At 62.1% G+C, this 26,603-nt stretch carries 28 protein-coding genes and 1 tRNA gene; 19 read left to right on the top strand and 10 right to left on the bottom strand.

Annotation, left to right across the window (positions count from 1 at the left end):
• Nucleotides 1-9: 9 nt before the first annotated feature.
• The gene (queF, locus tag EPN31_RS14420) at nucleotides 10-840 is read right to left on the bottom strand and encodes an NADPH-dependent 7-cyano-7-deazaguanine reductase QueF (RefSeq protein ID WP_291774500.1); all 831 of its coding nucleotides are present in this window, start codon (nucleotides 838-840) and stop codon (nucleotides 10-12) included.
• A 350-nt stretch (nucleotides 841-1,190) separates the two neighbouring features.
• On the opposite strand from queF, the gene aceA reads away from it, so the two are divergent.
• Nucleotides 1,191-2,510, top strand: coding sequence for an isocitrate lyase (gene aceA / locus EPN31_RS14415; RefSeq protein WP_291774498.1), 1,320 nt, complete (start codon nucleotides 1,191-1,193; stop codon nucleotides 2,508-2,510).
• A 78-nt stretch (nucleotides 2,511-2,588) separates the two neighbouring features.
• Here aceA and EPN31_RS14410 read toward each other — a convergent pair whose 3' ends face one another.
• Both EPN31_RS14410 and EPN31_RS14405 read right to left on the bottom strand, forming a co-directional pair.
• Nucleotides 2,589-3,266 carry a helix-turn-helix domain-containing protein gene (locus EPN31_RS14410; protein ID WP_291774552.1) on the bottom strand — a complete coding sequence of 226 codons (678 nt, stop codon included), beginning with the start codon at nucleotides 3,264-3,266 and terminating at the stop codon, nucleotides 2,589-2,591.
• A 247-nt stretch (nucleotides 3,267-3,513) separates the two neighbouring features.
• The gene (locus tag EPN31_RS14405; protein ID WP_291774496.1) at nucleotides 3,514-5,094 is read right to left on the bottom strand and encodes a GGDEF domain-containing protein; all 1,581 of its coding nucleotides are present in this window, start codon (nucleotides 5,092-5,094) and stop codon (nucleotides 3,514-3,516) included.
• Between the two features lie 256 nt (nucleotides 5,095-5,350).
• On the opposite strand from EPN31_RS14405, the gene EPN31_RS14400 reads away from it, so the two are divergent.
• From EPN31_RS14400 to thpD, 5 genes are read left to right on the top strand one after another with little or no spacing between them, the layout of a single operon-like run.
• Nucleotides 5,351-5,902: a MarR family winged helix-turn-helix transcriptional regulator gene (locus tag EPN31_RS14400; protein ID WP_291774494.1), complete on the top strand. Its 552-nt coding sequence runs from the start codon at nucleotides 5,351-5,353 to the stop codon at nucleotides 5,900-5,902.
• Nucleotides 5,899-6,438: a diaminobutyrate acetyltransferase gene (ectA, locus tag EPN31_RS14395; RefSeq protein ID WP_291774492.1), complete on the top strand. Its 540-nt coding sequence runs from the start codon at nucleotides 5,899-5,901 to the stop codon at nucleotides 6,436-6,438. The genes EPN31_RS14400 and ectA overlap by 4 nt, the downstream gene beginning before the upstream one ends.
• On the top strand, nucleotides 6,419-7,717 hold the full coding sequence (ectB, locus tag EPN31_RS14390) for a diaminobutyrate--2-oxoglutarate transaminase (RefSeq protein ID WP_291774490.1): 1,299 nt from the start codon (nucleotides 6,419-6,421) through the stop codon (nucleotides 7,715-7,717). The genes ectA and ectB overlap by 20 nt, the downstream gene beginning before the upstream one ends.
• Before the next feature lie 4 nt (nucleotides 7,718-7,721).
• On the top strand, nucleotides 7,722-8,117 hold the full coding sequence (locus EPN31_RS14385) for an ectoine synthase (RefSeq protein ID WP_291774487.1): 396 nt from the start codon (nucleotides 7,722-7,724) through the stop codon (nucleotides 8,115-8,117).
• Nucleotides 8,118-8,128: 11 nt separating this feature from the next.
• Nucleotides 8,129-9,031 (top strand): ectoine hydroxylase, encoded by a 903-nt coding sequence (thpD, locus tag EPN31_RS14380; protein ID WP_291774484.1) that lies wholly within the window; start codon nucleotides 8,129-8,131, stop codon nucleotides 9,029-9,031.
• Between the two features lie 14 nt (nucleotides 9,032-9,045).
• On the opposite strand, the gene ehuA is transcribed toward thpD, so the two are convergent.
• The 4 genes from ehuA to ehuB form a co-directional block, all read right to left on the bottom strand.
• Nucleotides 9,046-9,807, bottom strand: a complete 762-nt coding sequence (gene ehuA, locus EPN31_RS14375) for an ectoine/hydroxyectoine ABC transporter ATP-binding protein EhuA (protein ID WP_291774549.1) — start codon at nucleotides 9,805-9,807, stop codon at nucleotides 9,046-9,048.
• A 118-nt stretch (nucleotides 9,808-9,925) separates the two neighbouring features.
• Nucleotides 9,926-10,618, bottom strand: coding sequence for an ectoine/hydroxyectoine ABC transporter permease subunit EhuD (gene ehuD / locus EPN31_RS14370; protein ID WP_291774482.1), 693 nt, complete (start codon nucleotides 10,616-10,618; stop codon nucleotides 9,926-9,928).
• A gap of 2 nt (nucleotides 10,619-10,620) precedes the next feature.
• A complete protein-coding gene (gene ehuC, locus EPN31_RS14365; protein WP_291774479.1) occupies nucleotides 10,621-11,292 on the bottom strand; it encodes an ectoine/hydroxyectoine ABC transporter permease subunit EhuC in 672 nt (223 codons plus the stop codon).
• A gap of 12 nt (nucleotides 11,293-11,304) precedes the next feature.
• Nucleotides 11,305-12,165 (bottom strand): ectoine/hydroxyectoine ABC transporter substrate-binding protein EhuB, encoded by an 861-nt coding sequence (ehuB, locus tag EPN31_RS14360; protein WP_291774476.1) that lies wholly within the window; start codon nucleotides 12,163-12,165, stop codon nucleotides 11,305-11,307.
• A 314-nt stretch (nucleotides 12,166-12,479) separates the two neighbouring features.
• Between ehuB and aroG the strand changes: the two genes are divergently transcribed.
• Genes aroG through mnmA form a run of 5 tightly spaced genes read left to right on the top strand, consistent with a single transcriptional unit; the run spans nucleotide 12,480 to nucleotide 18,567 of the window.
• Nucleotides 12,480-13,568, top strand: coding sequence for a 3-deoxy-7-phosphoheptulonate synthase AroG (gene aroG / locus EPN31_RS14355; protein ID WP_291774472.1), 1,089 nt, complete (start codon nucleotides 12,480-12,482; stop codon nucleotides 13,566-13,568).
• Nucleotides 13,569-13,625: 57 nt separating this feature from the next.
• Nucleotides 13,626-15,104 carry an FAD-linked oxidase C-terminal domain-containing protein gene (locus tag EPN31_RS14350; protein WP_291774546.1) on the top strand — a complete coding sequence of 493 codons (1,479 nt, stop codon included), beginning with the start codon at nucleotides 13,626-13,628 and terminating at the stop codon, nucleotides 15,102-15,104.
• A gap of 9 nt (nucleotides 15,105-15,113) precedes the next feature.
• A complete protein-coding gene (gene glcE / locus EPN31_RS14345) occupies nucleotides 15,114-16,205 on the top strand; it encodes a glycolate oxidase subunit GlcE (protein ID WP_291774469.1) in 1,092 nt (363 codons plus the stop codon).
• Between the two features lie 21 nt (nucleotides 16,206-16,226).
• Nucleotides 16,227-17,456: a glycolate oxidase subunit GlcF gene (gene glcF / locus EPN31_RS14340; RefSeq protein ID WP_291774466.1), complete on the top strand. Its 1,230-nt coding sequence runs from the start codon at nucleotides 16,227-16,229 to the stop codon at nucleotides 17,454-17,456.
• Nucleotides 17,449-18,567 carry a tRNA 2-thiouridine(34) synthase MnmA gene (gene mnmA, locus EPN31_RS14335; protein WP_291774463.1) on the top strand — a complete coding sequence of 373 codons (1,119 nt, stop codon included), beginning with the start codon at nucleotides 17,449-17,451 and terminating at the stop codon, nucleotides 18,565-18,567. Before glcF ends, mnmA begins: the two co-directional genes overlap by 8 nt.
• 9 nt (nucleotides 18,568-18,576) lie before the next feature.
• On the opposite strand, the gene EPN31_RS14330 is transcribed toward mnmA, so the two are convergent.
• Nucleotides 18,577-19,191, bottom strand: coding sequence for a glutathione S-transferase N-terminal domain-containing protein (locus tag EPN31_RS14330; RefSeq protein WP_291774460.1), 615 nt, complete (start codon nucleotides 19,189-19,191; stop codon nucleotides 18,577-18,579).
• A 135-nt stretch (nucleotides 19,192-19,326) separates the two neighbouring features.
• Between EPN31_RS14330 and purB the strand changes: the two genes are divergently transcribed.
• From purB to wrbA, 5 genes are all read left to right on the top strand, one after another.
• Nucleotides 19,327-20,703: an adenylosuccinate lyase gene (purB, locus tag EPN31_RS14325; protein WP_291774457.1), complete on the top strand. Its 1,377-nt coding sequence runs from the start codon at nucleotides 19,327-19,329 to the stop codon at nucleotides 20,701-20,703.
• 102 nt (nucleotides 20,704-20,805) lie between these two features.
• Nucleotides 20,806-20,881 (top strand) — tRNA-Lys (locus EPN31_RS14320).
• 513 nt (nucleotides 20,882-21,394) lie between these two features.
• Nucleotides 21,395-21,610 carry a glycine zipper 2TM domain-containing protein gene (locus tag EPN31_RS14315; protein ID WP_291774455.1) on the top strand — a complete coding sequence of 72 codons (216 nt, stop codon included), beginning with the start codon at nucleotides 21,395-21,397 and terminating at the stop codon, nucleotides 21,608-21,610.
• A complete protein-coding gene (locus EPN31_RS14310; RefSeq protein WP_291774453.1) occupies nucleotides 21,607-22,107 on the top strand; it encodes a DUF4262 domain-containing protein in 501 nt (166 codons plus the stop codon). Before EPN31_RS14315 ends, EPN31_RS14310 begins: the two co-directional genes overlap by 4 nt.
• An 87-nt stretch (nucleotides 22,108-22,194) precedes the next feature.
• On the top strand, nucleotides 22,195-22,818 hold the full coding sequence (gene wrbA, locus EPN31_RS14305) for an NAD(P)H:quinone oxidoreductase (RefSeq protein WP_291774450.1): 624 nt from the start codon (nucleotides 22,195-22,197) through the stop codon (nucleotides 22,816-22,818).
• A gap of 3 nt (nucleotides 22,819-22,821) precedes the next feature.
• Here wrbA and EPN31_RS14300 read toward each other — a convergent pair whose 3' ends face one another.
• Complete coding sequence (locus EPN31_RS14300) at nucleotides 22,822-23,532, bottom strand: FAD-dependent oxidoreductase (protein ID WP_291774447.1); 711 nt, start codon at nucleotides 23,530-23,532, stop codon at nucleotides 22,822-22,824.
• Nucleotides 23,533-23,753: 221 nt separating this feature from the next.
• On the opposite strand from EPN31_RS14300, the gene EPN31_RS14295 reads away from it, so the two are divergent.
• Nucleotides 23,754-23,987, top strand: coding sequence for a hypothetical protein (locus tag EPN31_RS14295; RefSeq protein WP_291774444.1), 234 nt, complete (start codon nucleotides 23,754-23,756; stop codon nucleotides 23,985-23,987).
• 34 nt (nucleotides 23,988-24,021) lie between these two features.
• Here EPN31_RS14295 and EPN31_RS14290 read toward each other — a convergent pair whose 3' ends face one another.
• A complete protein-coding gene (locus tag EPN31_RS14290; RefSeq protein WP_291774441.1) occupies nucleotides 24,022-24,465 on the bottom strand; it encodes a hypothetical protein in 444 nt (147 codons plus the stop codon).
• Nucleotides 24,466-24,678: 213 nt separating this feature from the next.
• Here EPN31_RS14290 and EPN31_RS14285 point away from each other — a divergent pair, with 213 nt between their 5' ends.
• Both EPN31_RS14285 and EPN31_RS14280 read left to right on the top strand, forming a co-directional pair.
• A complete protein-coding gene (locus tag EPN31_RS14285) occupies nucleotides 24,679-25,407 on the top strand; it encodes a response regulator transcription factor (RefSeq protein WP_291774438.1) in 729 nt (242 codons plus the stop codon).
• Nucleotides 25,404-26,573 (top strand): HAMP domain-containing sensor histidine kinase, encoded by a 1,170-nt coding sequence (locus EPN31_RS14280; RefSeq protein ID WP_291774435.1) that lies wholly within the window; start codon nucleotides 25,404-25,406, stop codon nucleotides 26,571-26,573. The genes EPN31_RS14285 and EPN31_RS14280 overlap by 4 nt, the downstream gene beginning before the upstream one ends.
• Nucleotides 26,574-26,603 lie beyond the last annotated feature (30 nt).

The raw sequence follows: 26,603 nt of genomic DNA, 5'->3' as shown, positions 1-26,603 counted from the left end.
TTTCCCGATTCACTGCCGCAACGTGCGGGTCTGGCCTACGTCCCCGGGATCGAAATTGGCGCGCCATGGATTGATGTCCAGGCCGCCGCGGCGGGTGTAGCGTGCGTAGACCATCAACTGCTCTGGCGCACAGCGCTGCAGGATCTCGCCGTAGATCTTTTCGACGCACAGCTCGTGAAATTCTTGGTGGCGCCGCAGTGACACGATGTATTGCAGCAGGCCGGCGCGGTCGATGCGCGGCCCGGCATAGCGGATCTGCAGGCTGGCCCAATCGGGCTGACCGGTGACGGGGCAATTGGATTTGAGCAATTCTGACACCAGTGTCTCGCGCATGAAGGGAGCTGGCTGCGTCTGTTTCAGGAATTCGGGGTGTGGCGCCGTTGCGGGTTCGCAGGCGACATCCTGGTCGTCGATGCATGTGCCCTGGAGTGGTGCACAGCTCAGTTCGAATGCGGGCCGGACCGACAGGATCTCGATGTGCACGGGCTTGCCGCAGGCCCGCGACAGATCTGTGTACAGGCGTTGGCGCACGATGTCGGCGTATTCGAAGCGCTCTTCGTTGAAGCTGTTCAGATACAGCTTCAGGGATTTGGACTCGATCAGCCGAGGTGTATCCATGGGAACGGTGAATCGCCCCATTGCGACGACCGGTTTGCCGTTCTTGTCCAGCCACGACAGCTCATAGGCGTTCCAGATGTCCGCGCCGTGCGTGGCCTGTAGCGGGCCCAGCGATGCGCGCGTCAGCGCGCGTTCGATGGGGAATAGCAGGGTGGGGTCGTAGTGGTCGGAGCCGTGGGTACTGTGTCCCAGCGGGCTGTCCGCCAGCGAAGATCGGTCCATGGATAAACGGTCGGAATGAGAAAGCGATCAGAGAGCGGGTCCGGCGTTCTGCCTGGCCGATTCGTGTGTGCGGGCAGGTTGAAGATGACGGAATAGTTCATTTTAAAACGGCCTGAATTTTGCATGGTGAAAGCTGATGTCCGTCATGTGGAAACCTGCTGTTGCAGCGCCATGTCCATATTTCCATTACTAGAAAAATAATTTCACAACATGGAATGTCAATTACATGATATTGATTAATAACAATTAAATTTATCGTCATATATAAGATATAAGTCATGTGTGCAGTGCGTCATTCTCGTAGACTGGTGGCAACGGATTTCGATTTTTTTCCACTCAGGAGCAACACCATGACTTCTCGCGAAAATGAAGTGCGCAATCTGCAGCGTCAATGGGCGGAGGATCCCAGATGGCAGGGCATCAGGCGCGGCTATGGCGCCGACGAGGTGATTCGCCTGCGGGGTTCCGTCGTAGAGCAACATACGCTGGCCCGGCGGGGAGCTCAAAAGCTCTGGGATCTTCTGCATGCCGAAGATTTCGTGGGCGCGCTGGGCGCGCTGACGGGCAACCAGGCCATGCAGCAGGTCAAGGCGGGCCTGAAGGCCATCTATCTGTCCGGTTGGCAGGTGGCGGGCGATGCCAACGATGCCGGACAGATGTACCCCGATCAGTCCCTATACCCGTCCAGCTCGGTGCCCTCGGTCATTCGACGTCTGAACAATGCGCTGGCCCGGTGCGACCAGATTCAGTGGATGGAAGGCCGCAACCCCGGGGATGACGGGTATGTGGATTATTACGCGCCCATTGTGGCGGACGCAGAGGCCGGTTTCGGCGGTGTGCTCAACGCCTTTGAGCTCATGAAGTCCATGATCGCAGCCGGGGTGGCTGGGGTGCACTTCGAGGACCAGCTTGCCTCCGTCAAGAAATGCGGGCACATGGGCGGCAAGGTGCTGGTGCCCACCCGCGAAGCAGTTGCGAAGCTGGTTGCTGCTCGTCTGGCAGCTGACGTGCTGGATGTGCCCACGCTGCTGGTGGCGCGCACTGACGCGGAGGCGGCCAGCTTGCTGACGAGCGACATCGACGAGAACGACCGGCCGTTCGTGACCGGCGAACGCACGCCGGAAGGCTTTCATCGCACTCGCGCCGGACTGGAGCAGGCGATCTCGCGGGGGTTGGCCTATGCACCCTACGCGGATCTGATCTGGTGCGAGACGTCCACGCCGAACATGGAATACGCCCGCAAGTTCGCGGAGGCCATCCAGCGGCAGTTCCCGGGGAAGATGCTGGCTTACAACTGCTCTCCGTCCTTCAACTGGAAGAAGAATCTGGACGATGCGACGGTGGCGAAATTCCAGCGTGAGCTGGGAGCCATGGGGTACAAGTTCCAGTTCATCACGTTGGCGGGATTCCATGCGCTGAACTACGGCATGTTCGACCTGGCGTATCACTATGCCCGTTCGCACATGAGCGCTTTCGTGGAACTTCAGCAGAAGGAATTTGCGGCCGCCGACCGAGGATTCACGGCAGTGAAGCACCAGCGTGAGGTGGGGGTCGGGTATTTCGATGCGGTGACCCAAACCATCGAGGGTGGACGATCATCCACGACGGCGCTGGCCGGTTCCACCGAGGAAGCCCAATTCGAGGAGGAAAAGGCGGCGCGGGCGGCCTGATGCGGCGTCCCGGCTGGCCGGGACCCGCGGCAGCCTCTGGTGGGGCGGTTGATCGGCCGCAACCCTGGGGCCGTCGGCCTATTCGCAGTCGGTTCCCGCCAGCACCTGCAGCGCGTGCAGATCCAGGATGTGGACCTCGCGATGCCGGACCTGCAGGATCCCATCGTGAGCGAAACGCGACAGGAGCCGGCTCACCGTCTCCAGCGTGAGCCCGAGGAAATTGCCGATTTCCTCTCGACTCATGCGCAGAATGAAGGCGGTGGGAGAATACCCGAGACTCTGGAATCGCTGAGACAGGTTCAGCAGAAAGGCGGCGACGCGCTGTTCGGAGCGCCGGCTGCCCAGCGCCAGCAGCAGGCTGTGGGAGCGGTTGATTTCCTTGCTCATCAATCGCCGCAACTGAGTCTGGAGAACGGGGATCCGGGGAGCGAGCCTATCCATTTCATCCAGTCGGATGACGCAGACTTCAGAGTCTTCCAGGGCAATGGCGTGCGAGACCTGGATGTTGTCCATCAGGCCGTCCAGGCCCAGGATTTCGCCTGGCAGCAGGAATCCTGTGATCTGTGTCTGTCCTTGTGCGTCCTGGATCTGGGTCTTGAGGGAACCCGACCGCAGCCCGTAGACGGCCTCGGAAATATCCCCCTGGTGATATAGCGTGCTGCCCTTGGACACGCGGATGCGTTCCTTGATGAGCTCGTCCATCTTGACGATTTCATCACGTGCCATGCCCAGCGGCAGGCAGATGGTGTTCAGCATGCAGGTGGAGCAATGCGTGGAATCAGGAGCGACCGTGATGCGCTTCTGTAGGCGTAGCCGTACGGAGGGTGCAAAGGGCGGAGAAACTTCCACAGTGATGGTTCCACCTGAAGGAGACACAAGTACCCCGGACATCGCGGGCACGCTGCAGGGGATCACAGACTCCCCCACTCGTCATTTTATGATCTAGATCAAACTTTGTGCACGTGGTATTGGCCATTCTTGATCCCCACTCGGGTATTGGACCTCAGGAAGAGGAGCCCTCCACCGGGTATTGGACCTCCTTTCCTCCCTGCTGGTAGACCACGATGCATTCCCGACCCCGGTCCTTGGCCCGGTAGAGTGCGTCGTCGGCTGCATGCAGCAGGGCTGGCGCGGACTGGAAGTACGCGGTACCTTCCATGTGTGTCGCGATGCCCGCCGAAAACGTCACGGTGCCGCTGGCGCCGCTGCGGGTGTGAAACGGCGTGTCGCGCACGCTTGCGAGCATGCGCTGCACGACCGTGGTGGCGTTGGCGGTCCCGGTCTCGGTCAGGATCACCACGAATTCTTCGCCTCCGTAACGGGCCACCATATCCTTCTGGCGAGCCTCATTCTGCAGGCGCTGGGCCACTGAAGCCAGGACCTGATCCCCGATAGCATGCCCGAAAGTGTCGTTGATGGCCTTGAAGCGGTCCACGTCGATGAAGGCGACGCTCAGCGGCGAGCGTTCGCGGGTGGCGCGTTCGAATTCCTGCCGCAGGGTCACATCCAGATGGCTGCGGTTGAATAGACCGGTGAGCGAGTCGCGCTGGGACTGCATCTCCAGCGTGGCGATGCGGGCCTCCAGTGCCTGGGTCTGGAGGGCGGGGTCGGATTCCTGCGCGAGTTGCAGGTTGCGCACCGCCAGCAGCTCTCTGGCGCTTTCTTCGACCCCCCGGATCATTTCCGGATCTACCAGTTGTGTCTCAAATAGCGCCTCCATTTCGGGGATCTTCTGGACCATGATCGAAATGATGTCACGATGTTGTTCCAGGCTGATGGCCAGAAGTCTGTAGACCCCTTCGTGTGCTGCTTCCAGCGCATCGGGCGTGGACCGTTCCTGGAGCCAGGCTTCCGCGATCTGCTCGGCGGCAGCCACATAGAGCGGGAGCTGGCCGCCTTCGCGCGTCAGGTTTTCGTGTGACAGCATCAGGGTTTCGTGGCTGAGCCACGCGGCCTCGCAGAGCCGGTCAGGCAGCCCCCAGATCTTCAGCAGATGGGCGCCTGCCTGCGCGTGGGAGAAACCGAAGCGTACGGCCTCCTGGGCCAGCAGGTCTTTGTGGTTCAGGCTTTTGCGGTACAGGGCTGCGTAGGGCTCGCCGAACATTGCATCCATGGCCAGCACGCCGATGTCTTGCAGCAGACCAGCGAACAGAAAGTCCTCGGGTTGTGGTTCGTCGAGCTCCGCCGCGATGGTGCGGCAGGCCAGCGCGGTCAGCAACGCCCGGCGCCAGTAAGCCGTGGTGTCGAATCCGGCGCTGTGTTCCTGGGTGACGAGGCATTCTCGAAGCGAGAAGCTCAGCGACAGGGCGATGGTGGCGTTCAGTCCCAGCAGGCCCATGGCCTGGGAAAGGTTGGAAATGGTGCGCCGGTGGCCATAGAACGAAGAATTGGCGACCCGCAGCAGCTTTCCGGCCAGCGCTGGGTCGAAGGTGATCTGTTCGGCGAACTGATCCAGTGCCGCCGTCTCGTCACCGGCCAGCTCGACCAGTCGCAGCGCAACGACCGGGAGGGTGGGCAGACGTCCGCAATATTTCAGTCTTGTTGCGAGATCGGGCACCTGACCAAACGTCTTGGAGTGTGTCACGTTTTATTTCCTTTTCCGCCCTTTCTCTCTATTGTGAGGGTGTTCTGAGTGTTACAGGTGGTCTTACTTGGGGAAGCAAGGTTGATTCTAGGGGGCTGCGCTGGGAAGAATGCGTGATGTTGCGTGAATGCAACCGGTGACCGTCAGAAACCGTTTCTTCGAGTGGATATTGCCTTTCCATTGGTCACTTGACGCCTAATCATTCTGTGGCATACGATTTCTACAGAAATCAATTTTTTGAGGAGCCTCGTTCATCATGATGCACGACGAAGTGGATTCACAGAGGGATTCACAGAGCTACGACTTGCGCATCTTGCGCGCCCTGCGCCGGATCACGCGCGCGGTTGCCCTGCACTCGCGCCAGCTGTCGGCCTGCAGCCATATCACTGGCCCGCAGCTTGTGTGTCTGCGCACGGTCATCGCCAGCGGCCCGCTCACGGCGACGGCCATCAGCCGGGAAGTCCATGTCAGCGCCAGCACTGTGGTGGGCATTCTGGACCGGCTGGAGGACAAGGGTCTGGTTGTGCGCGAACGCGGTCGCGCTGACCGGCGCATCGTATTTGTCAGCGCCACGGAAGCGGGGCGCCAGCTCGCACGCGATACGCCTTCGCCGTTGCAGCAGAAGCTCGCTGAATCGCTGAAGGCCTTGCCGGAGCTGGAGCAGGCGACCATCACGCTGTCGCTGGAGCGTGTCGTGGACCTCATGGAGGCGCGCATAGGATTGCCCGCTGTCGCCGACAGCCAGTCTCCCATGCTGGATGTGCCAGTCGACGGCGGTGTGGCGCCTGAATCGGGGTTGGTGGTTTGAATCTGCGGGCTCCCAACCGTTCGGATGGCCCCGCACTGCAGGGTCTGGTGGCCCGCTGCCAGCCTCTCGATCTGAATTCCGTCTATCTTTATCTGCTTCTCGCGGAGCATTTCTCCGGCACATGCATAGTGGCAGACCACGAGGGTTCGCTACTGGGCATGGTATCGGCCTATCGGCCCCCGGCCCGCGCGGATGCGCTGTTCGTCTGGCAGGTGGCTGTCGACCCACAGGCGCGCCGCCGCCGGCTTGGCCTGCGAATGCTGCAGGCTCTGATGGCGCGCCCCCATCTGGCGGACGTGCGCTGGATCGAAACCACCGTCGGGCCGGGAAACCAGGCCTCGCGTCGGCTGTTTGCGAAGCTGGCGGCCCACCTTGGGGCCTTGATGGACGAGGAACCCCTTTTCGGCGAGACCGCCTTTGGCGGTGCCGGACACGATGCCGAGCCCCTGTTGCGCATGGGCCCGCTTGACCTGCGTGCCGCGCAGGTGCCACGAACCATGAACAGGAGGACACACCATGGACTTGAAAATCTTTGAGCGGATGGAGTCGGAAGTCAGGGGCTACATCCGGTCGTTCCCGGTGATTTTCAGCAAGGCCCAGGGGTCGGAACTGATCGATGAAAGGGGTCGGCGCTATATCGATTTCTTCAGCGGTGCGGGTACCCTGAACTACGGCCACAACAATCCGCTGCTGCGTGACCGGCTGGTGGACTATCTGGCCTCCGACGGAGTGGTGCATGGGCTGGACATGGCCACTTCCGCCAAGAAGTATTTTCTGCAGACGCTGGACCGGCTGATTCTCAAGCCTCGCGGCTTGAACTACAAGGCGCAGTTCACAGGGCCCACTGGAACCAACGCCGTTGAGGCGGCGCTCAAGCTCGTGCGCCAGGTCAAGGGCCGGCAGAATGTGATTGCGTTCACACATGGTTTCCATGGTGTCAGCGGCGGATCGCTGGCGACGACCGCCAACCAGAAATTCAGGGTGGCCGCCGGAGTGGCGCTGGGCAACACCAGCTTCATGCCGTTTGACGGGTACTTCGGGCCTGACGTCAATACGATGGCCTATCTGGAGAGGCTGCTGGACGACCCAGGTAGCGGGCTGGATCGACCCGCCGCCGTCATCGTGGAGACGATTCAGGGCGAGGGCGGGGTGAATGTGGCGTCCCAGGGCTGGCTGCGTGAATTGGAGCACCTGTGCCGCAGCCACGACATGCTGCTCGTCGTGGACGACATTCAGGTGGGGTGCGGCCGCACCGGCCACTTCTTCAGTTTCGAGTCTTCGGGGATTTCGCCGGATATCGTGACGCTGTCCAAGTCCTTGTCGGGCTTCGGCCTGCCGATGTCGCTGGTGCTGATTCGGCCGGAGCTGGACATCTGGAAGCCCGGGGCACACAGCGGCACGTTTCGCGGCAACAATCTGGCGTTCGTGACCGCGTCCCAGGCGATGGAAAGCTATTGGACCGACACGGGGTTGTCCGAGCGCGTGGCGGCCAAGGAATGTTTCGTGCGCGACTGGTTGGAAAACCTGGTGCACAGTTGTCGGGGGGCGGGCCTGAGCGTGCGCGGTCGTGGGCTCATCCAGGGACTGGCGACACCGGCGGGCGATGATCTTGCTCAGCGCATTGCCCGCCGGGCCTTCGAACAGGGGCTGGTCATCGAAACCTCGGGTGCGCGCGATGAAGTGCTGAAGGTGCTGCCGGCGCTGACCATCCCGCATGAGCTGCTGGGGCGCGGCCTGGAAATCCTGGAACGCAGCACCAATGATGTCCTGGAAAGCCTGGGGCGCATCCCCCGGATGCTGAAGGCAGCGGGGTGAGGGGATGATCGTACGTCATGTCAGGGATGTGCTGGGTACACAGCACGAGGTCGTGACCGGAAACTGGACCAGCCGGCGTGTGCTGCTGGCCGATGACGGCATGGGGTTTTCGTTTCATGAAACCGTGATCTTTCCGGGTACGGAAACCCATATCCACTATCAGAATCATCTGGAGGCCGTCTGGTGCATCGATGGAGACGGCGAAATCGAAACGGTTGCGGACGGTCGGAAATATGCTCTTGGCCCAGGCGTGGTTTATGCGCTGAACGAGCACGACGAGCATTGGCTACGTGGTGGCCGCGAACCGTTGCGGGTCATCTGTGTGTTCAATCCGCCGCTGACCGGGCGTGAGGTGCACGATGCAGCAGGGGTGTATCCGTTGGAGACCCAGGCTGATTGAAGGAGTTTGCCATGAAGGACTTTTATGTCTCGCGTGCTGGTCGCGACGCTGCCCTCATCGCGCGCTGTGATCCGGTGGTTTATGACCAGGGGGGCTACGTGGATGCGCTCACCGAAGAGCAACTGCGGAACTATGCGCGGCAAGGGTTTGTGACACTGAATGGCGTGTTCAGCTCGCGGGAGGTCCAGGCCTTGTGCGACGAGGCCATCGCCTTGGAGCACGATCCGTCCGTGCGAGAGGGCGAAGAGGTGATCCGTGAGCCGGGAAGCGCCGCGCTGCGCTCCATCTTCAGGGTTCACGAGCTGGGACATCGGCTGGCCGGCCTGGCGCGCGACCCCAGGCTGCTGAATGCCGCGCGCCAGATTCTGGGGTCCGAGGTCTATGTCCACCAGTCGCGGGTGAACATGAAGCCGGCGCTGGATGGTGAGGAGTTCTACTGGCACTCGGATTTCGAAACCTGGCATGTGGAAGACGGCATGCCGGCCATGCGGGCGCTCAGCTGCTCGGTGCTGCTGACGGACAATACTCCCTTCAACGGGCCCCTGATGCTGATCCCCGAGTCGCATCAGCAGTTCGTGGCCTGTGTGGGCGAGACTCCCGAAGATCACTACCATGCATCCTTGCGGCGTCAGGAAGTCGGTGTGCCTGATCCCGTAAGCCTGCGCCTGCTGGCGGAGCGGGGTGGTCTGAGGTCCGTGGTGGCGCGGGCCGGTTCCGTGGTGTTCTTTGATTGCAATACCTTGCACGGATCCGGTGGGAATCTGTCTCCCTGGTCGCGCAGCAATGTTTTCGTGGTCTACAACAGCGTGGAAAATCGCCTGGTGGCGCCCTTTGGGGGTACGCAGCCCAGGCCGGAACACGTTGCTGCCCGCCAGCGTTGCGAAGCGCTGACGCCGCTGCCGGCGGCGGCTTGATCCTGCCGGTAGGATCATGACTGGTGCGTCTGGATGAAGCTCTTCAAGAATTCCTGTGTCCGTCCTTCGCGCGGCGCGGTAAAAATGTCCTCCGGCGGTGCTTCTTCCACAATGACCCCGCCGTCGAAAAAACACACACGGTCCGAAATCTGGCGGGCGAATTCCATTTCATGTGTGACCAGCAATATGGTGAGATCGTGCTCTTCCGTCAACCGCTGGATGACGGTGAGGACTTCGCCCACCAATTCGGGGTCCAGGGCCGAGGTGGGTTCATCGAACAGCATGATATTGGGCCGCATGGCCAGGGCTCGCGCAATCGCCACACGCTGTTGCTGACCCCCTGAGAGCTGGCTGGGGAATTTCCCTGCGTGCTCGGTCATTCCCACCAAGTCCAGGTATTCATGGGCGCGCGCCCGCGCTTCCGGAGGCGACAGGCCCAGCACGTGAACTGGCGATTCGGTGATGTTGCGCAGCACCGTCATGTGCGGGAACAGATTGAACTGCTGGAACACCATCCCCATTTCCTTGCGCATCGCGCGAAGGTGGGGCTCGCTGGCGGGCACGGCCTGACCGTTCCGGTATTCATGCCATAGAGGCTTGCCGGCTACATGGATGAAGCCATCATCGATGGTTTCCAGCGTCATCAAAATCCGCAGAACGGTGGATTTGCCAGAGCCAGAGGGCCCGATGATGGTCACCTTTTCGCCTTTTGCAACCTGGAAGTCCAGGCCATCCAGCACGGTGGTGACGCCGAACCGCTTGACCACATGGTCCATCCGGATGATGGCATCTGCGTTGTCGGCAGGGCTGGTCGTTACGGGCTGTCGGCGGGCAGTGATTGACGGGGATTCTTGCATCGGGAACTCCGGGTGGACGTTTGCTGGCGGGCGCGCGTCAGCGCAGCGGGATGCCGCGCTTGGGCAGCCGCTCGTCCAGATAGCGCACTGCCGCCGAGGCGATCAGGGTCAGGATCAGGTACAGCAGGCCGACCATTGAGAGCGGCACCATGTAGTTGAAGGTTCGGTCGCCGATGATGCGCGCGACGTTGAGCATCTCCAGGATTGAGACCACCGACAGGACGGGCACGTCCTTCATGATGGAAATCAGGTAATTTCCCAGGGCCGGGATGATGCGCGGGATGGCCTGCGGCAAAATGATGACGCCCAGGGTCCGCAGCGGCGAGATGTCCAGGGCGCGGGCGGCCTCGGTCTGCCCGCGCGTGATGGATTCCAGTCCGGCCCGGTAGACCTCGGACATGTAGGCGCTGTATTGCACGCCCAACGCCAGGGCGCCCGTGAGGAAGGCGGGCAACACCAGGCCGTACTCCGGCAGCACGTAATACAGGAAGAAGAGCTGCACCAGCAGCGGGGTGTCGCGCAGGAACTCGTTGAGGACCCGGGCCGGCCACGCAATGATGCGCAGGCGTGAACCCTTGAGGACCGCGAGGACCAGTCCCAGTGCTGCCCCGACGGCAAAGCCGAGCAAAGCAGCTTGCAGGGTGACCACCAGTCCGCGCAGCAGGATGGGCAGGATGGACCAGGCCAGCGTCCAGTTGGTGCTGGCGTCCCAGGAGAGTCCGAACAACATGGTCAGATCCTCTGCGCACGCCAGCGGCTGACGTACGCCTCCAGCAGCCGCATCAGACCTGAGAGCACGAGTGCCATGCCGAAATACATCAATAGCAGCAGGGTGTAGACCGAAGTGCTGTCCTGCGTGAAATTGCGGATGCGTTCGGCCTGAAAGGCCAGATCGGCCAGCCCGATGAGGGACACCAGGGCAGTGTCTTTCAGGTTCTGGACCGCCAGGTTGCTGAACGACGGCATCATCTCCGGGATGGCTTGCGGGATGGCGATCCGCCAGAGGGTCTGGCGCGGGGTGAAGTCCAGAGCCTTGGCAGCCTCGTGCTGGCTGCGCGGAACGGCCTGGATGGCGCCACGCACGACCTCCGCACCGTAGGCGCCGATGTTCAGGCTCAGCGCCAGCGTGCCGGCGACCACGGGCGGCATGCGCAGGTCCATGCCCATTGCATGGCCCAGCACCGGCAGCGCGAAGAACAGCCAGAAAAGCTGTACCAGAAGCGAGGTGCCACGGAAGATCTCGATCATGGCGATGGAGCCCCAGCGCAGGGGACGCGCAGGGGACAGGCGGCCGATCCCGAACAGGAAGGAGAACAGCGTACCGAGTACGCCGGAGTACACCGTCATTTCAACGGTGACTCGTGCCCCCAGCATCAGCGGATGCAGGTACGAGAGCCATTGCATGCCGGCTCCGGTCTAGCCTTTGCACAGTTCGGCGGTCGTCCGTTTGAACGATTGGGTGGCGTCCTGGGCCGAGAAGCCGTATTGCTTCATGATCTTGGACCATGCGTCGGTCTTCTTGAACTGGGCGAGTTCTTTGTTCACCGCGTCGCGCAGGCTGGCCGAGTCCTTCGAAAAGGCGAAAGCGCCCCAGCTCCGCACGGGCTGACCGTTGATGATGGGATCCTTGAAGCCGGGTGCGGGCTGAGCCTTGCCCTTGCTCCTGCCGGCAAGCTGGTCCACCGTCACGCCGGTCGCCGCGTATGCGTCGGCCCGGCCGGTGGTCACGGTGGAGATGGCGTCCGCGTTGTTGGAGATCGTCACGATCTGGTTGGCGGGGACCTTCAGTGCCTGCATCATTTCGAGCTGGTCGGCGCCCGCCAGGATGGCGACCTTGTGGCCTGATGTGGCGAAGCTGGCGTAATCATGGATTTTCTTCGGGTTGCCCTTGGGCACCAGCAGACCCTCGCCGTAGGAGCTGTCTGGTTCCGAGAAGAGTACCTGGTTGCAGCGCTGCGGCAGAACGGCCATTTCGGCGGCGACCATGTCGTAACGGTTGGCCTGCAGGCCCGGGATCAGGGAGCCGAAATTGGTGGTGGTCCACTGGATGTTTCGGATCCCCAGGGCCTTGGCGATCTGTTTGGCCACATCGGGCCCCACCCCCTTCGCCTTTCCACTCAGATCCGTATAGCCGTAGGGAATTTCGTTGGCGATGGCCACGCGCAGCGTCCCCGCCTTGCGGATCGTAGCCAGGTCGGCTGAGAGCGCCTGGCCCGCCATTGTCAGGGTGCACGCGGTGGTCAAGGCAAGCAGTAGCGGTTTGGTGATCGGTTTCATGTGCGCTCTCCATTTAATTCCATGTCGAATTATAAATTATAGAATGATTAGTAATGGAATCAATTCTAGTGAAATCAATTGTGGTATTTCGTAAAGAACGCCACGAGCTTGGAGATTTGGACGGCCGTGTGGTAGCATCGTCGAATGCACGCGATTTCGTACTTTTTTTACTTTTTTACGTTTCCAAAGCCGCTGGCGGAGGAAGGGAATCGCTGTACCATTAGTTAGTCAAAAATTCCCCAAAAAGCCGCCGGCGGTGCCAGGCGGCTTTTTTGTTTCCGCCCGCGCGCATCCGGCCCAACAGGAGCTTCACCGTGTCACACAACACCGACGACATTCGCATCCGAGAGATCCGTGAGCTGGCCCCCCCCGCGCATGTGATGCACGAGTTTCCCTGCACGTCGGCCGTGTCGGCTACGGTGCACGACTCGCGTCAGGCCGTGCATGACATCCTTCATGGCCATGGGGATCGTTTGGTGGTGGTGATTGGGCCGTGTTCCATCCACGATCCGCAGGCTGCCATGGAGTATGCCAGGCGGCTGGCCGAGCAACGCGAACGCTACGCCGGCGACCTGGAAATCATCATGCGTGTCTACTTCGAGAAGCCGCGTACCACGGTGGGCTGGAAGGGGCTGATCAACGATCCGGGACTGGACGGCAGCTTCGACATCAATCAGGGCCTGCGCACTGCGCGCCGGCTGCTGCTGGACATCAATTCGCTGGGCCTGCCGGCCGGCTGCGAATTTCTCGACATGATCACGCCGCAATACATTGCAGATCTGGTGTCATGGGGCGCCATTGGTGCGCGCACGACCGAAAGCCAGGTGCACCGCGAACTGGCCTCGGGGCTGTCCTGCCCGGTCGGATTCAAGAACGGGACGGACGGCAACATCCGTATCGCCATCGACGCCCTGAAAGCCGCCGCTCATTCACACTACTTCCTGTCGGTCACGAAGGGCGGGCGTTCAGCCATCGTCTCCACGCGAGGCAATGAGGACTGTCACATCATTCTGCGCGGTGGCAAGGCACCCAACTACGAGGCTGAACATGTGCAGGCCGCTGCCCAGGCGCTGGAAAAGGTCCACATGCGGCCACGTGTCATGATCGATGCGAGCCACGCCAACAGCAAGAAGGACTATACCCGTCAGCCGCTGGTCATCGAGGACATCTGCGGTCAGGTCGAGGCGGGTGATTCGCACCTGTTCGGCGTCATGATCGAGAGCCACCTGGTGGGCGGGCGGCAGGATTTGGTCCCGGGCAAGCCTCTGGTGTATGGTCAGAGCATTACGGATGGCTGTGTGGACTGGGATACGTCGCTGAATCTGCTGGATCGTCTTGCGCGGGCTGTGCGTGGCCGCCGTGAGCATCTGGCGAACGCCGTGCCGGCCGCCAGTGCTGCCTGATCCCCGATTGCGGGCTGATTGAATCTGGAAATCGTAATGGATACTGCGGCGAACGTCATGGTGGACCAGCCGGCTGTGGAGCCGGACTTTGCGGGTTTTTTGGCACGAATCAGCCGGGACCTGCCGCCGCATTGCATTCTGACCCGGCCGGATCAGACGCGGGCCTATGAGGCTGACGGCTTGTTGTTGTATCGGCAGTGCCCACCCATCGTGGTGCTGCCCGAGACCGAAGCCCAGCTCGTGGTGGTGCTCAAGGCTTGCCGTGAGCACAATGTTCCGGTGGTGCCGCGAGGCTCGGGTACCGGGCTGTCGGGTGGTGCCACGCCACATCCCAATGGCGTGCTGGTGGGAATGGCGAAGTTCAACCGCATCCTGCGCATGGACCCCGAATCCTGTGTCGCGGTGGTGGGACCCGGCGTGCGAAACCTCGCTATTTCAGAAGCCGCCGCGCCGCTTGGCCTGTACTACGCTCCTGACCCGTCCAGCCAGATTGCCTGCTCGATCGGCGGCAATGTGGCCGAGAACTCCGGTGGAGTGCATTGCCTGAAATACGGTTTGACCACCCACAACGTGCTGCGCGTACGCTTTGTGACCATCGAGGGCGACATCGTCGAACTGGGGGGCGAGGCGCCCGATTCCCCAGGCCTGAATCTCCTGCAGTCCTTCATCGGTTCCGAAGGCATGCTGGGCATGGTGACCGAAGTCACCGTCAAACTCATCCCGCGCCCCGAGCTTGCCCGTGTCGTGATGGCCAGTTTTCCCAGTGTTGAGCTTGCCGGAGAGGGCGTGACGCGCATCATTGCAGACGGCATCATCCCGGCAGGTCTGGAGCTCATGGACAAGCGGGCCGTCAATATGGTCGAGCCTTTCGTCAAGGCCGGTTATGACCTGGAGGCGGAGGCCATCCTGCTGTGCGAATCCGATGGCACGCCCGACGAGGTGGCCGAAGAGATCACGCGCGTGGAAGCGCTGTTGCGCGAGGTAGGCGCTACACGCTTGCAGACGTCCACAAGCGAAGAAGAGCGCCTGAAGTTCTGGGCCGGCCGCAAGAATGCCTTTCCGGCAGCCGGACGCATCTCTCCGGACTATTACTGCATGGACGGGACCATTCCGCGCCGCCATCTGGGGCGCGTGCTCGCGGCCATCACCGGCATGGAGCAGCAATTCGGTCTGCGGTGCTCCAACGTTTTTCATGCCGGCGACGGCAATCTGCATCCGCTCATCATGTTCGATGCCAATTTGCCCGACGAAGTCGAGCGTGCTGAGGCGTTTGGCGTTGCCATTCTGGAGCTTTGCGTTCAGGTGGGCGGCACCATCACCGGCGAGCATGGGGTCGGGATCGAGAAGATCGATCAGATGTGCACGCAATTTTCCCGCGAGGAACTGGACGCGTTCTCAGCGTTCAAGCGGGCGTTCGATCCCTATGGCCTGCTCAATCCGCTCAAACTCATCCCGACCCTGGTTCGGTGCGCCGAATACGGCAAGATGCATGTGCATGGCGGGCAGGTGGCATTCCCCGACATTCCCCGTTTCTAGGGCAGACCTATGGAATATGTCCTTTCTGAATTGAGCGAGCAGGTTGCCACGGCTCGCGCGTCCAAGCGCACGCTGCGGATCCGCGGGGGCGGAACCCGGGATTTTTACGGTAACCCCTGGCCGCAAGATGGTTCTGCGGGCTGGCTGGATCTCGCGGCCTATCATGGCGTGGTGACCTACGAGCCGAGCGAATTGGTGCTGACCGCGAGAGCGGGTACGCCGCTGGTAGAAATCGAAGCGCTGGTGGCCGGGCAGAATCAGATGCTGGCGTTCGAGCCGCCGCGCTTTGGCCCTGCAGGGACACTGGGCGGTTGTGTGGCCACCGGGCTGTCGGGGCCCCGACGCATGGCGGCAGGGTCGGCGGCCGACTTCGTATTGGGCACCCGTCTGCTGGGTGCCGATGGTACGGTGCTGCATTTTGGTGGCGAGGTCATGAAGAACGTTGCCGGGTACGACCTTTCGCGGCTGCTGGCTGGATCGCTGGGAGTGCTGGGCGCCATGGTCGAGATTTCCCTCAAGGTCGTGCCGCGCCCCCACAGCGAGGTGACCACTGTGCTGGAGCTGACCGAGGAGCAGGCGCTGGAGCAATGCCTGCAGTGGCGGTCCCAGCCCATCCCGGTCTCGGCCACTGCATGGGTCGGCGATGGCGCGGGTCATGGCCATCTGTCGGTGCGCGTCTCGGGCAACGAGTCCGCGGTGCGCCAGGGCCTGGTGCGTATCGGCGGGCAGTCCCTGACGCACGCCGAGGCGGATTCATTCTGGCTGGGTGTGCGCGATCAGACGCACGATTTCTTCCGGCAGCCCCCGTTGTGGAGAATCGTGCTGCCGCCCAAGACACCCACCCTGGGCTTGGGGGCTACGCTGTACGAATGGGGCGGAAATCTGCGCTGGCTGGCGGGTCCGCAGGACGCCGCCGCGTTGCGCACCCGCGTCCAGGCCCTGGGCGGTTCTGTGTGCCTGTACCGCCGTGGTGATGTGCCGGCCGACGTGCCTGCCTTTCATCCGCTGTCGGCCGGTGTGATGCAGATCCACCAGCGGCTGAAGCAGGAGTTCGATCCCGCTGGTGTCTTCAATAGGCACCGCCTGATTCCCGAATTTTAAGGACCGATTCAAGGACCTCTCATGCAAACCCAACTCGCAGACTGGGCGCAGGATACCGACTTCGGCCGTGAGGCCGAGGAGATCCTGCGACGCTGTACACACTGCGGTTTTTGTCTGTCGGCCTGTCCGACCTATCAGATTCTGGGCGACGAGCTCGACAGCCCGCGCGGGCGCATCTACCAGATGAAGCAGCTCCTGGAAGGCGCCGAGCCGACCTACGTCACTCAGCAGCATCTGGATCGCTGCCTGACCTGCCACGCCTGTGAGACGGTCTGTCCGTCGGGCGTGAAGTACGGCGCGCTGGTCGATATCGGCCGGCAGGTGATTGCCGAGCGCGTCCGGCGGCCGTGGCGCGAGCGGCTGTTGCGCGGCGTGTTGCGCCGTCTCATGGGGTCGCCGCTGTTCGGGACCCTGTACAGGGTGGGGCGCTGGCTGCGTCCGGTGATGCCGGCGGCGTTGCGCGCCAAGATCACGGTCGCCCGGGATGCCGGGCCGTTGCCGCAAGGGCGGGAGCGTCATGCGCGCCAGGTACTGATGCTGGCCAATTGCGTGCAACCGGCCATGATGCCGTCGATCGATGCAGCGACCATTCGGGTACTGGATGCCGTTGGTGTGGGCGCCCGCTACGCCAGTGGTTCGGGTTGCTGTGGGGCCATCAATTTTCACCTGGATGCCCAAGAGGCGGCGCGCGACCAGATGCGGGTCAATGTGGACGCGTGGCTGCCCTTGCTGGAGTCCGGCGAGGTCGAAGCCGTCATCGTGAATGCGTCCGGATGCGGCGGCATGATCAAGGATTATGAACGACATCTCGCGCACGATCCTGCCTATGCGGAGCGTGCGCAACGCCTGATGCCGTATGTGAAGGATATTGCGGAGTTCCTGGCGCCCATGGCGCAGGCCGTACGGGCGAAGATGCGGTCTGCACCCGGGCGCAGCGCCTTCCATGCGCCCTGCACCCTGCAGCACTGGCAGGGGCTTCGGGTCACCACCGAACGTCTGTTGCAAGACCTCGGGTTCGATCTGCAGGATTTTGCGGAGTCGCAGATGTGTTGCGGGTCGGCGGGCACCTATTCCATCACCCAACCAGAGCTGTCGATGTCGCTGCGGGATCGCAAGCTCAAGGCCATCGAGGAGACGATGCCGCAAACCATCGTCTCTGCCAACATTGGTTGCATCTGCCATCTTCAGGGGGGGACCGACATACCGATCTGCCACTGGATCGAGTCGGTGGACGAGGCCATGCATGGTTGAGCAACACCCGCTGCGGGGTGCCCGTGTGGTGATCGGCATGTCGGGCGGCGTTGATTCGTCGGTTTCAGCGTGGCTGCTCAAACAGCAGGGATACGACGTTGTCGGCCTGTTCATGAAGAACTGGGAGGACGACGACGATAGCGAATATTGCTCCTCGCGCCAGGACTGGCTGGATGCGGCCAGCGTGGCTGATGTGGTGGGCGTGGACATCGAGGCCGTGAATTTTGCGGCCGAGTACAAGGACCGTGTCTTTGCCGATTTCCTGCGTGAATATTCGGCGGGCCGCACTCCCAACCCCGATGTGCTGTGCAATGCGGAGATCAAGTTCAAGGCCTTTCTGGATCACGCCATGGGCCTGGGTGCCGATTACATTGCCACGGGCCACTATGCGCGTGTCCGGCGCATCGAGACGGCCCAGGGAGTGCGCAGCCAGTTGCTGAAGGCAGTGGACCTGACTAAAGATCAGAGCTACTTCCTGCATCGGCTCAATCAGCAGCAGCTTGCCCGGACGCTGTTTCCGCTGGGAGAGGTGCGCAAGACCGAGGTGCGCCGCATCGCGCGGGAAATCGGGCTGCCCAATGCGGCCAAGAAGGATTCAACCGGGATCTGCTTCATTGGCGAGCGTCCGTTTCGGGAATTCCTGAATCGTTATCTGCCGACGCATCCGGGGCCGATGCGCACACCTGAAGGCCTGGATCTGGGGCAGCATCAGGGGCTGGCGTTCTACACGCTGGGCCAGCGCAGGGGGCTGGGTATCGGTGGTGTCCACGGTGCGCAGCGTAGCGACGGTACGGCCGATGCCTGGTATGTCGCACGCAAGGATATGGCCGCCAATGTGCTCTATGTGGTCCAGGGGCACGACCACCCCTGGTTGCTCAATCCCGCGCTGCGGGCTCAGGATGCCAGCTGGATCGCGGGCGAGCCGCCCGCGCCGGGCACCTATGGTGCCAAGACCCGGTACCGGCAAGCCGATGCTGCGTGCCGGTTGTTGGTGGCGGGAGTGGCCGGATTCGAACTGTCGTTTGCCGAGCCCCAGTGGGCAGTCACACCCGGTCAGTCGGCCGTCGTGTATGACGGGGATGTTTGCCTGGGTGGTGGGATCATTGCCTGATCCGCGGGTTCAGGCTGCGGGTGGCTTGGTCGCGACGAAGGACGGACGCGCCTCGAGCTTCTCCAGCAGGCGGGCCAGATTGGCGTGGTGCAAGCGCCAGTTCAGATCGGGGTTGCGCAGATCCAGATAGGCCAACGCCGTGCCCACGGCGATATCCGCCAGACACAGGTTTACACCGCAGCAGTAAGCCTGCTCGCCCAGCAGGTTGTTCATGTAGTCCAGTGTGGCGTGGATCTTGTCCATCTGGCGGGCTGTCCAGGCCGGGTCCTGTAGTGCTTCGGCACGCCGGTGCGTTTCGATATAGGCGGCCGCGCAGGCATCCATCATGCCGTCCGCAGTGGCTTCCCAGCGCTTGACTTCAACCCGTTCTCGCCCAGGCGGCGGAATCAAGCGCCCCACGGGCGAGAGCGTGTCCAGATATTCGACGATCACGCGTGAGTCGAAGATGGCGCCGTTTTCGTCCAGGATCAGGCAGGGGACCTTGCCGAGCGGGTTGTGTGCCTTTACCTGGATCGCATCCCCCCAGGGGTTGTCGAGAATCAGCTCGTAGTCGAGTTTTTTCTCGGCCAGCACGATACGGACCTTGCGGACGTAGGGGCTAGTCAGGGAACCGATCAGTTTCATGGCACAACAAGAGAGTCGAAGGCCCAAAAAGTATAGCAGGCCGGGCAAGGACGCGGATGCTAGAATCCCTGCTGGCTTCCCTCATCGCCCCGTGGTGTTGTGAGCTGTTCACACCACCCACCGCCGACTCCTATCATGCAGATCGATCCTTCCCTGAGCGTCCTGAACGCGCTCTCGCCTCTGGACGGGCGTTACGCCACAAAGGCTGACACGTTGCGCCCCTATCTTTCGGAGGCCGGTTTCATGGCCCATCGGGTCGAGGTCGAGATCGCCTGGCTGGTGGGTCTGTCCGAGGCGGGGCTGGCCGAGCTTCCGGCCTTCAGCCAAGCCGCCCGCATTCGGCTTCAGGCTCTGGTGGCTGATTTCTCGGAAACGGACGCGGCCCGCATCAAAACGATCGAGCGCACGACCAATCACGACGTGAAGGCAGTCGAATACTGGCTCAAGGAGCGGGTGGCGGATGACGCCGAACTGTCCCGCGCGGCCGAGTTCATCCACTTTGCCTGCACATCGGAAGACATCAACAATACTTCCCACGCGCTGATGCTGGGGCGGGCTCGCAGCCAATGCTTGTTGCCGAGCCTGCAGGCCATCAGCAACCGGTTGCGCGAGCTTGCGCACCGCTACGCGGACCAGCCGATGCTGTCGCGCACGCACGGTCAGCCGGCGACGCCCAGTACCGTGGGCAAGGAATTCGCCAATGTGGCGGCACGTTTGGCCCCGGCGCTGCAGGCCATCGGTGCGGTGCAGCCGCTGGCGAAGATGAACGGCGCGACCGGGAACTACAACGCACACCTCGCCGCTTACCCGGAAATCGACTGGCCGGAGTTCTCTGCGAGGGTTCTGCAAGGCCTGGGGTTGACCCAAAATCCGTATTCCATCCAGATCGAGCCGCATGACTGGATGGCGTCTCTGTTCGATGCGATTGCGCGTGCCAATACCATTCTGCTGGATCTGAATCGGGACTTGTGGGGGTATGTTTCGCTGGGTTACTTCAAGCAGCGTCTGAAGGAAGGCGAAGTCGGCTCCTCCACCATGCCGCACAAGGTCAATCCCATCGATTTCGAGAACTCGGAGGGCAACCTGGGGCTGGCCAATGCGCTGCTGCGCCATCTGGCCGAGAAGCTTCCCATTTCGCGCTGGCAGCGCGATCTGACGGATTCCACTGTGTTGCGCAACCTGGGCGTGGCGCTGGGTTACTGCCTGGTGGCCTACGAGGCTTGCCTGCGGGGTCTGGACAAGCTCGAACTGAATGCCGCCGCAATTGATGCTGACATCGACCACTGCTGGGAGATTCTGGCCGAGCCCGTGCAGACGGTGATGCGTCGTTACGGGTTGCCGCACCCCTACGAGCAACTGAAGGCGCTGACCCGCGGCAAGGGCATCACCGAGGACGCTCTGCGGGCTTTCATCGCCGGTCTGGCGCTGCCCGACGAACCCAAGGCGCGGCTGCTGGCCATGACGCCGCGCAGTTATGTGGGGCTTGCTGCCGGCCTCGCAAAGGCCGTATAGACCAGGCCGACAGCCGCTTGGGGCGCGCCTCTTTGGTCTCGTTACCGTTTTGCGCGGTTGGCGGAAACCGTGTATAGTTTCGTTCTTCGCAAAAAGCGCGAAGGGCTGTTAGCTCAGTTGGTAGAGCAGCGGACTCTTAATCCGTCGGTCGACAGTTCGAGCCTGTCACAGCCCACCAGATTTTTGTTTTAGATCAGTACATTACGCCGCTCTCCCAAGCGGCGTTTTTCTTGGTCGCTCGATTTAGACCAAATTGAGGTTATTTAGTCGCGCCGGTGGGCGCGGTGAAATTTGGCCAGTTTTGATTGCATGGCTGCCTTGCCATGATTGCTCCTGTATGAAGAAATACACGGGGTTACCGTTTTCGAGACCTGGGAAAGAGCGGCCAAGATAGAATCGTCTGCATCAAAAACGGAGTGACGCTTCAATGAAGATGCTATTAGCCGCCATAATGCTGGTCGTGCTTGCTGGGTGCGCCGTTTACTACCCTGGCTACTATCCTCCTCATCGAGGCGACGGCTGGTACTCGCACGGCAATGATGACGACGATTAAGGGTGTGCGTTTCAGGGACCCAGGAGCAATTCTGGGTCCCTTTTGTTACAACTGGGGGTGTACTCGGGCGCGCTAGGGCGTTACCTTTGAATCAGGTTTCCGGCGCAAGCCGGCCGCAATCTGATCAGGGAGATCGTAATGAAAACGATGATTCGAGTTCTGGGTGGTTCGGTGCTGGCAGTAGCGCTGGTGAGTCTGAGCGCTTGCAGCGACATGACGCATCAGCAGAAAAGCACGGTGGTCGGGGCAGGCGTAGGTGCCGTTGGCGGGGCGGTGCTCACGGGCGGGAGCACGCTGGGGACCCTTGGTGGGGCCGCCGTGGGCGGGGTTGTAGGACATGAAGTCGGAAAATGAGCACACCAATCAGCGAACAGCAGCGCAACCAGATCAAACTGCAGGGTTTTCTGGAAGACAAGCTCAGATGGCATGACTACACCCATATCGCGGTGGATGATGAAGAACTTCTGCTGGCGGAAAGGTTCGTGCATACGGTGGGCCGCGCGCGGGCCGGCAAGCCTGAGCTCATCGTGACGGGGTGCGCGGACCCCCAGCGCGCGATGGATCTGATTTCGGACGTGGTGGCCTACGAGGACCGCACCGGCGTGCTGGTCGATGGGCAGCGGCTGACAGCGTCCGAGGCCCGGGTGTCGCTGCTGATTCGGGATGTGTCCACGCCGTTTGTGCGTGAGAAGCGCGTGGCGCAGGCCACCAGCCGTTTTGGCTCTGGCATCCGCATCTTTCAGGTAGCCTGGCCCGATGGCGGCGGCTGCTTCCCGTCCGACCCCGGCTATGACCACGCCGGGCACCCACAGCAGGCGCTTTGGGGGTCACAAATCGATTCATCCGATTAAACAGAACGATATATCCCTGTTTTTAATCGGCCGAACCAATACTAAAGTATGGCCATTCAATCGCCAACACTCACTAAGGAGAACGGAATGGCTAAGGTATTGGTCCTCTACTACAGCACCTGGGGTCACATCGAGCAGCTCGCTCGCGCGGAGGCCGAGGGTGCCCGGGCAGCGGGTGCGGAGGTCGCCATCCGTCGTGTCCCCGAACTCGTCCCCGAAGGGATCGCCAAGGCTGCACACTACAAGCTCGACCAGGAAGCCCCCGTTGCGACGGTCGCCGAGCTGGCCGAATACGATGCCATCATCTTCGGTACGCCGACCCGCTTCGGCAATATGGCGGCGCAAATGCGCAACTTTCTGGATCAGACCGGCGGGTTGTGGGCTGCAGGCGCCTTCATCGGTAAAGTCGGCAGCGTATTCGTGAGTTCGGGCCAGCAGCACTGGGGCCAGGAAACGACCATCACGTCGTTCCACACCACGCTGTTGCACCAGGGATTCGTGGTGGTGGGTGTGCCGCCCTCAGCCGCGGGTCTGCGCATGTTGACGGAAGTCAGCGGTGGCACTCCGTACGGCGCCTCCACGATCGCCGGACCCGATGGGTCGCGTCAGCCGACGGAAAATGAACTTTCCGTGGCCCGCGCGCAGGGTGAACATGTGGCTCGCATCGCCGCCCAGCTGGCTACCGAGGTTGTGGAAGCCGAAGCGGCCTGACGATCAATAGCCGTCGAACTCCTCGGTGCGGATGTTGTCTTCGTCGATGTCCATCTGCACCAGTAGTTCGCGCATGGCACGCACCATGCCCGGAGGCCCCGACAGGTAGTAGGTCGCCGCAGCCAGATCGGGTACATGGCGCCGGATCATGTCGGCATTGATGCGCCCATGCTCCGCGCTCGCGTCATGACCCTGGGTATAGACGGGAACGAAGGTGAAATTCCGGTTCTGCGCGGCGAACTGCTGCAGGTCCTGTGTGAAGGGCGCACGTGCCGGAGTTTCGTTCGAATACAGTAGCGTGATCTTGTGGGCTGTCTTGTCATGTGTGGCCTGCGCCACCATGCTCCGCACTGGCGTGATTCCGACACCGCCAATCAGGAAGACCATCGGCCTGGATTCGTCCTTGGGTAGTGTGTAACTACCCCAGACGGCCTCGATCCGGATGGGAGAATTCAGCGGCAGGTCGCGGATGGCGTTCTTGAATTCAGATCCCCGCATGCGGGTCGCGGCTGCGATGTAGTCTTCATAGGGCGCATTCACGAAAGAGAAGCCATGCACGTAGGTTTTCTTTTCGGCACCTGGCGTTGCCTTCAGAATGATGTCGAAGAACTGCCCGGCCCGGAACTTGAAGTCCTTGGGCTTCTCCAGGATGAATTCCAGAGTGCCCTCGGCCACTTCCTTTTTGCCCGTGAGCCTGGTGTCATAAAATGCCATGAACGACCTCCCGTTTCCAACGAACGGCGCGCCTTGCCGGCCACGACGCTCAACCCAGCGCCGGTGACGAAACCGTGGATCCGGTAGCGCGTCAGTGATTCGACGCTGCAAATATCTGCCATTGGTATATCACAAAACCACGGGGCGCCGTCACCCATCTCCAGTCCATGGATGGAAACCGTGTATCTTGTAGGGCAGTCTGGTTTCGGGTTTTCGGCCTTATGCGTACTCTCAGTGATCCCCAGGGCAATGTCTGGCAGGCGGCGCTCCTGGATGCGTCCTATGGCAGCATCACGCTGCTGTTCAGTCCGCTGCGCGGCAATGATATTCGCCAGTACGAGATGCCTGCTGACACCATGGCGGAGGCCGAGGCGCAGTTCGCTGGCCTGAGCGATACGGAGCTGACAGCTTTGTGGGCGACGGCCCGACCGTGGAATCCGGGGGCCTGGGGCTGATCGGGAACGCAGGTGCCGGTCATGCCTCGTGGGGTCAGTCGCCACGCAGGGTCAGGATGATTCCGGTAAACGAACTGGCCAGCATGGCCAGCACCAGCAGCCAGTAGCCGATCCGGGCGGGACCAGGTTTGCCATCCCGCACCGAGAGCCCCATCCAGAGCATGGCCAGGTCGTAGAGTATCGTCCCGCCTGCCAGCGTGGGCAGGCTGGCTGCCAGCGTGCCGGCGATGACCCCGGCATGGCCAAGGTTCAGCAGTGTCCACTGGCTCCAGATCGTGGTTGCGGACAGCCTGCGTGTGGCCAGCGTTGCCTGTGCGGCTCCCAGCACATACTGCACGACGCCGGCGACCAGCACCAGGTAGGCCACCATCCAGACTATCGGTTTTGTGGGGTGGTAGGCGATGGCAGCGGCAATCAGGCCGGCGGCGATGATGGCGAGGGTGCCAAGGACTTTGAAGGGGGCTGATGCGGATTCCATGAGCGAGCGTCCTTGATGATGTAATCCCGATTTTAGAAGATCGTCCGACGGTGGGCTGGTTCAGTATTCCGGATCCGGGACTGGTTGTATGTGTGTCGGTGCGACGTCCGGCGTATGACCCCTGGATCGAGGCCGTGCCAGCCGATACTGATCGTGGTGACGAATGCGGCAAATGGCGATAATGCCTGTATTGCCAACGGCTGGAGCAGGCCCATGCGCACGGACGGCGCGCGAGTTCTGATTGTGGAGGACGAGCCCACGATCGCCGGTAATCTGTATGGCTACCTGGAACGCCAGGGCCTGGTGCCGGATGCTGCCTATGACGGTCATGGGGCGCTGACCTTGTTGCGCACGGGTGGGTTTGGCGCGATGGTGCTGGATCTGGGGTTGCCGGGCCTGAGCGGCATGGATGTGTTGCGTGCCTTGCAGCGCGACACGAGCCTGTGGTGCCCGGTCCTGGTGCTGACGGCTCGTGATCGCATCGAAGATCGGCTGCTCGCCTTCGACTTGGGCGCCGAAGATTATCTGGTGAAGCCTTTTGCTCTGGCCGAGGTTTTCGCGCGCTTGCGGGTGCTGCTGCGGCGCGGGTGGCCCGACGACGCCCGTGCCATGCTGTTTGGTGATTTGAGCTACGATCCACGCAGCCATGCGGTCACCCTTCGCGGGCAGCCGCTGGCGTTGCCGCGCAAGTCGGTGTTGCTGCTGGAGATGCTGCTGCGGGCGACAGGCCGCCCGGTGTCCCAGCTTCAGATCCGAGCGACCCTCTGGCCCGAAGGACCACCCTCTGAGCGGGCGTTGAATGACCAGATTCATCTGCTGCGAAGGCGTTTGCGCGAGGTAGGTGGCCCTGATGTCGTTGCGGTGCATGGCCTGGGATGGCAACTGACCGGTGCGGCGGAAGACGGCCCGCACTCGTTGCGTTCCGCACCAGATCCCTCATGATGCGCTCCGTCTCTTTGGCTGACCGCGTGACCTGGGCCCTGACCGGGACCGTGGCGGTCTTTCTGCTTGTCATCGGTTTGCTGGCCTATGAGGTCTTCACGCGGATGGAAGATGATCTGGTGGACGACGTGGTGGCGACCCAGGTGCAGGCTTTGCGCAATGACCTCGCTGCGGGCCAGAACGTCTCAGCCGTTCTGCCGACCCGCGCTGGCGATGGGGCGCTGATTGAGGCGTGGATGCGTGAGTTCGGCTGGATCCTGGGAGGAGGCGCCCTGATTGTGCTGTTATGTGCCTGGTGGTTGTCCCGGCATCTGGCGCGCCGCGTGGTGGCTCCCATCCGGCTCGTGTCCGAACGCCTTTCGACCTGGAGCCTCGGGGAGGAGCGTGCAGTCGCCGCTTCGGGCGACGAGGCTGCACAGCTGGTCGATGCTTTCGGTCTGCTGCAGGATCACATCGATCGAGCCATGGCTTTTGAGCGCCAGTTTGCCGCAAATCTCAGCCATGAACTGCGCACGCCCCTGGCGGCGTTGCGATCGGATGGCGAGATGGCCTTGTTGGAGATCACACCCGGTTCGCCGCTTCGCGATCGTCTTCAACGCATGCTGGATCAGGTGGATACGGTCGCCAGCAGTCTGTCTAGCGCGGTGGCCATCAACAGCGCCGATCCTGCCCGCATGCGGGCGGTGCGCCTGTGCGCGGCACTCGAGGAGGCCTGGTTTGGGCTCCAGCCCCTGGCCCGAATGCACGGGCTGATGCTCATGAATCGGATCCCAGCGGGTGCCTCGTGCTGGCTGGACCCGCATGCGCTGCTGATCGTGCTGCGCAATCTGCTGCGCAACGCCATTGAGCACGCGGCGCCAGCTACGTTGGCGGTGACTCTGGACGGTGCCGTCACGCTGGTGTTCCGTGATGATGGCCCCGGCATTGCACCTGATCGCTTGAGGGAGCTGCAGCAGTGGCACAGCGGCAGGTCCGATCAGACCAGCAGGGTGGCGCAGACCAGGCTCGGACACGGCCTAGGGCTGGGGATCGCCCGGCGCGTGTGTGATCTGCAGGGCTGGCGTCTCTCAGTAAATTCCGTGAAAGGCGAGATGTCGGGGTGGACGGAATTCCGTCTGGTGCTGCCGACGACGGCGCGCTGCGACGTGGACGGATTTTCAGGTTAGATTCAGCTCGATTCGTAGGGATTTCGAGAT

This window comes from Castellaniella sp., assembly GCF_004321985.1.
Lineage (GTDB): Bacteria > Pseudomonadota > Gammaproteobacteria > Burkholderiales > Burkholderiaceae_B > Castellaniella.
The sequence above is the reverse complement of the archived record's forward strand: the minus strand, read 5'-3'. Positions and strand labels throughout refer to the sequence as shown.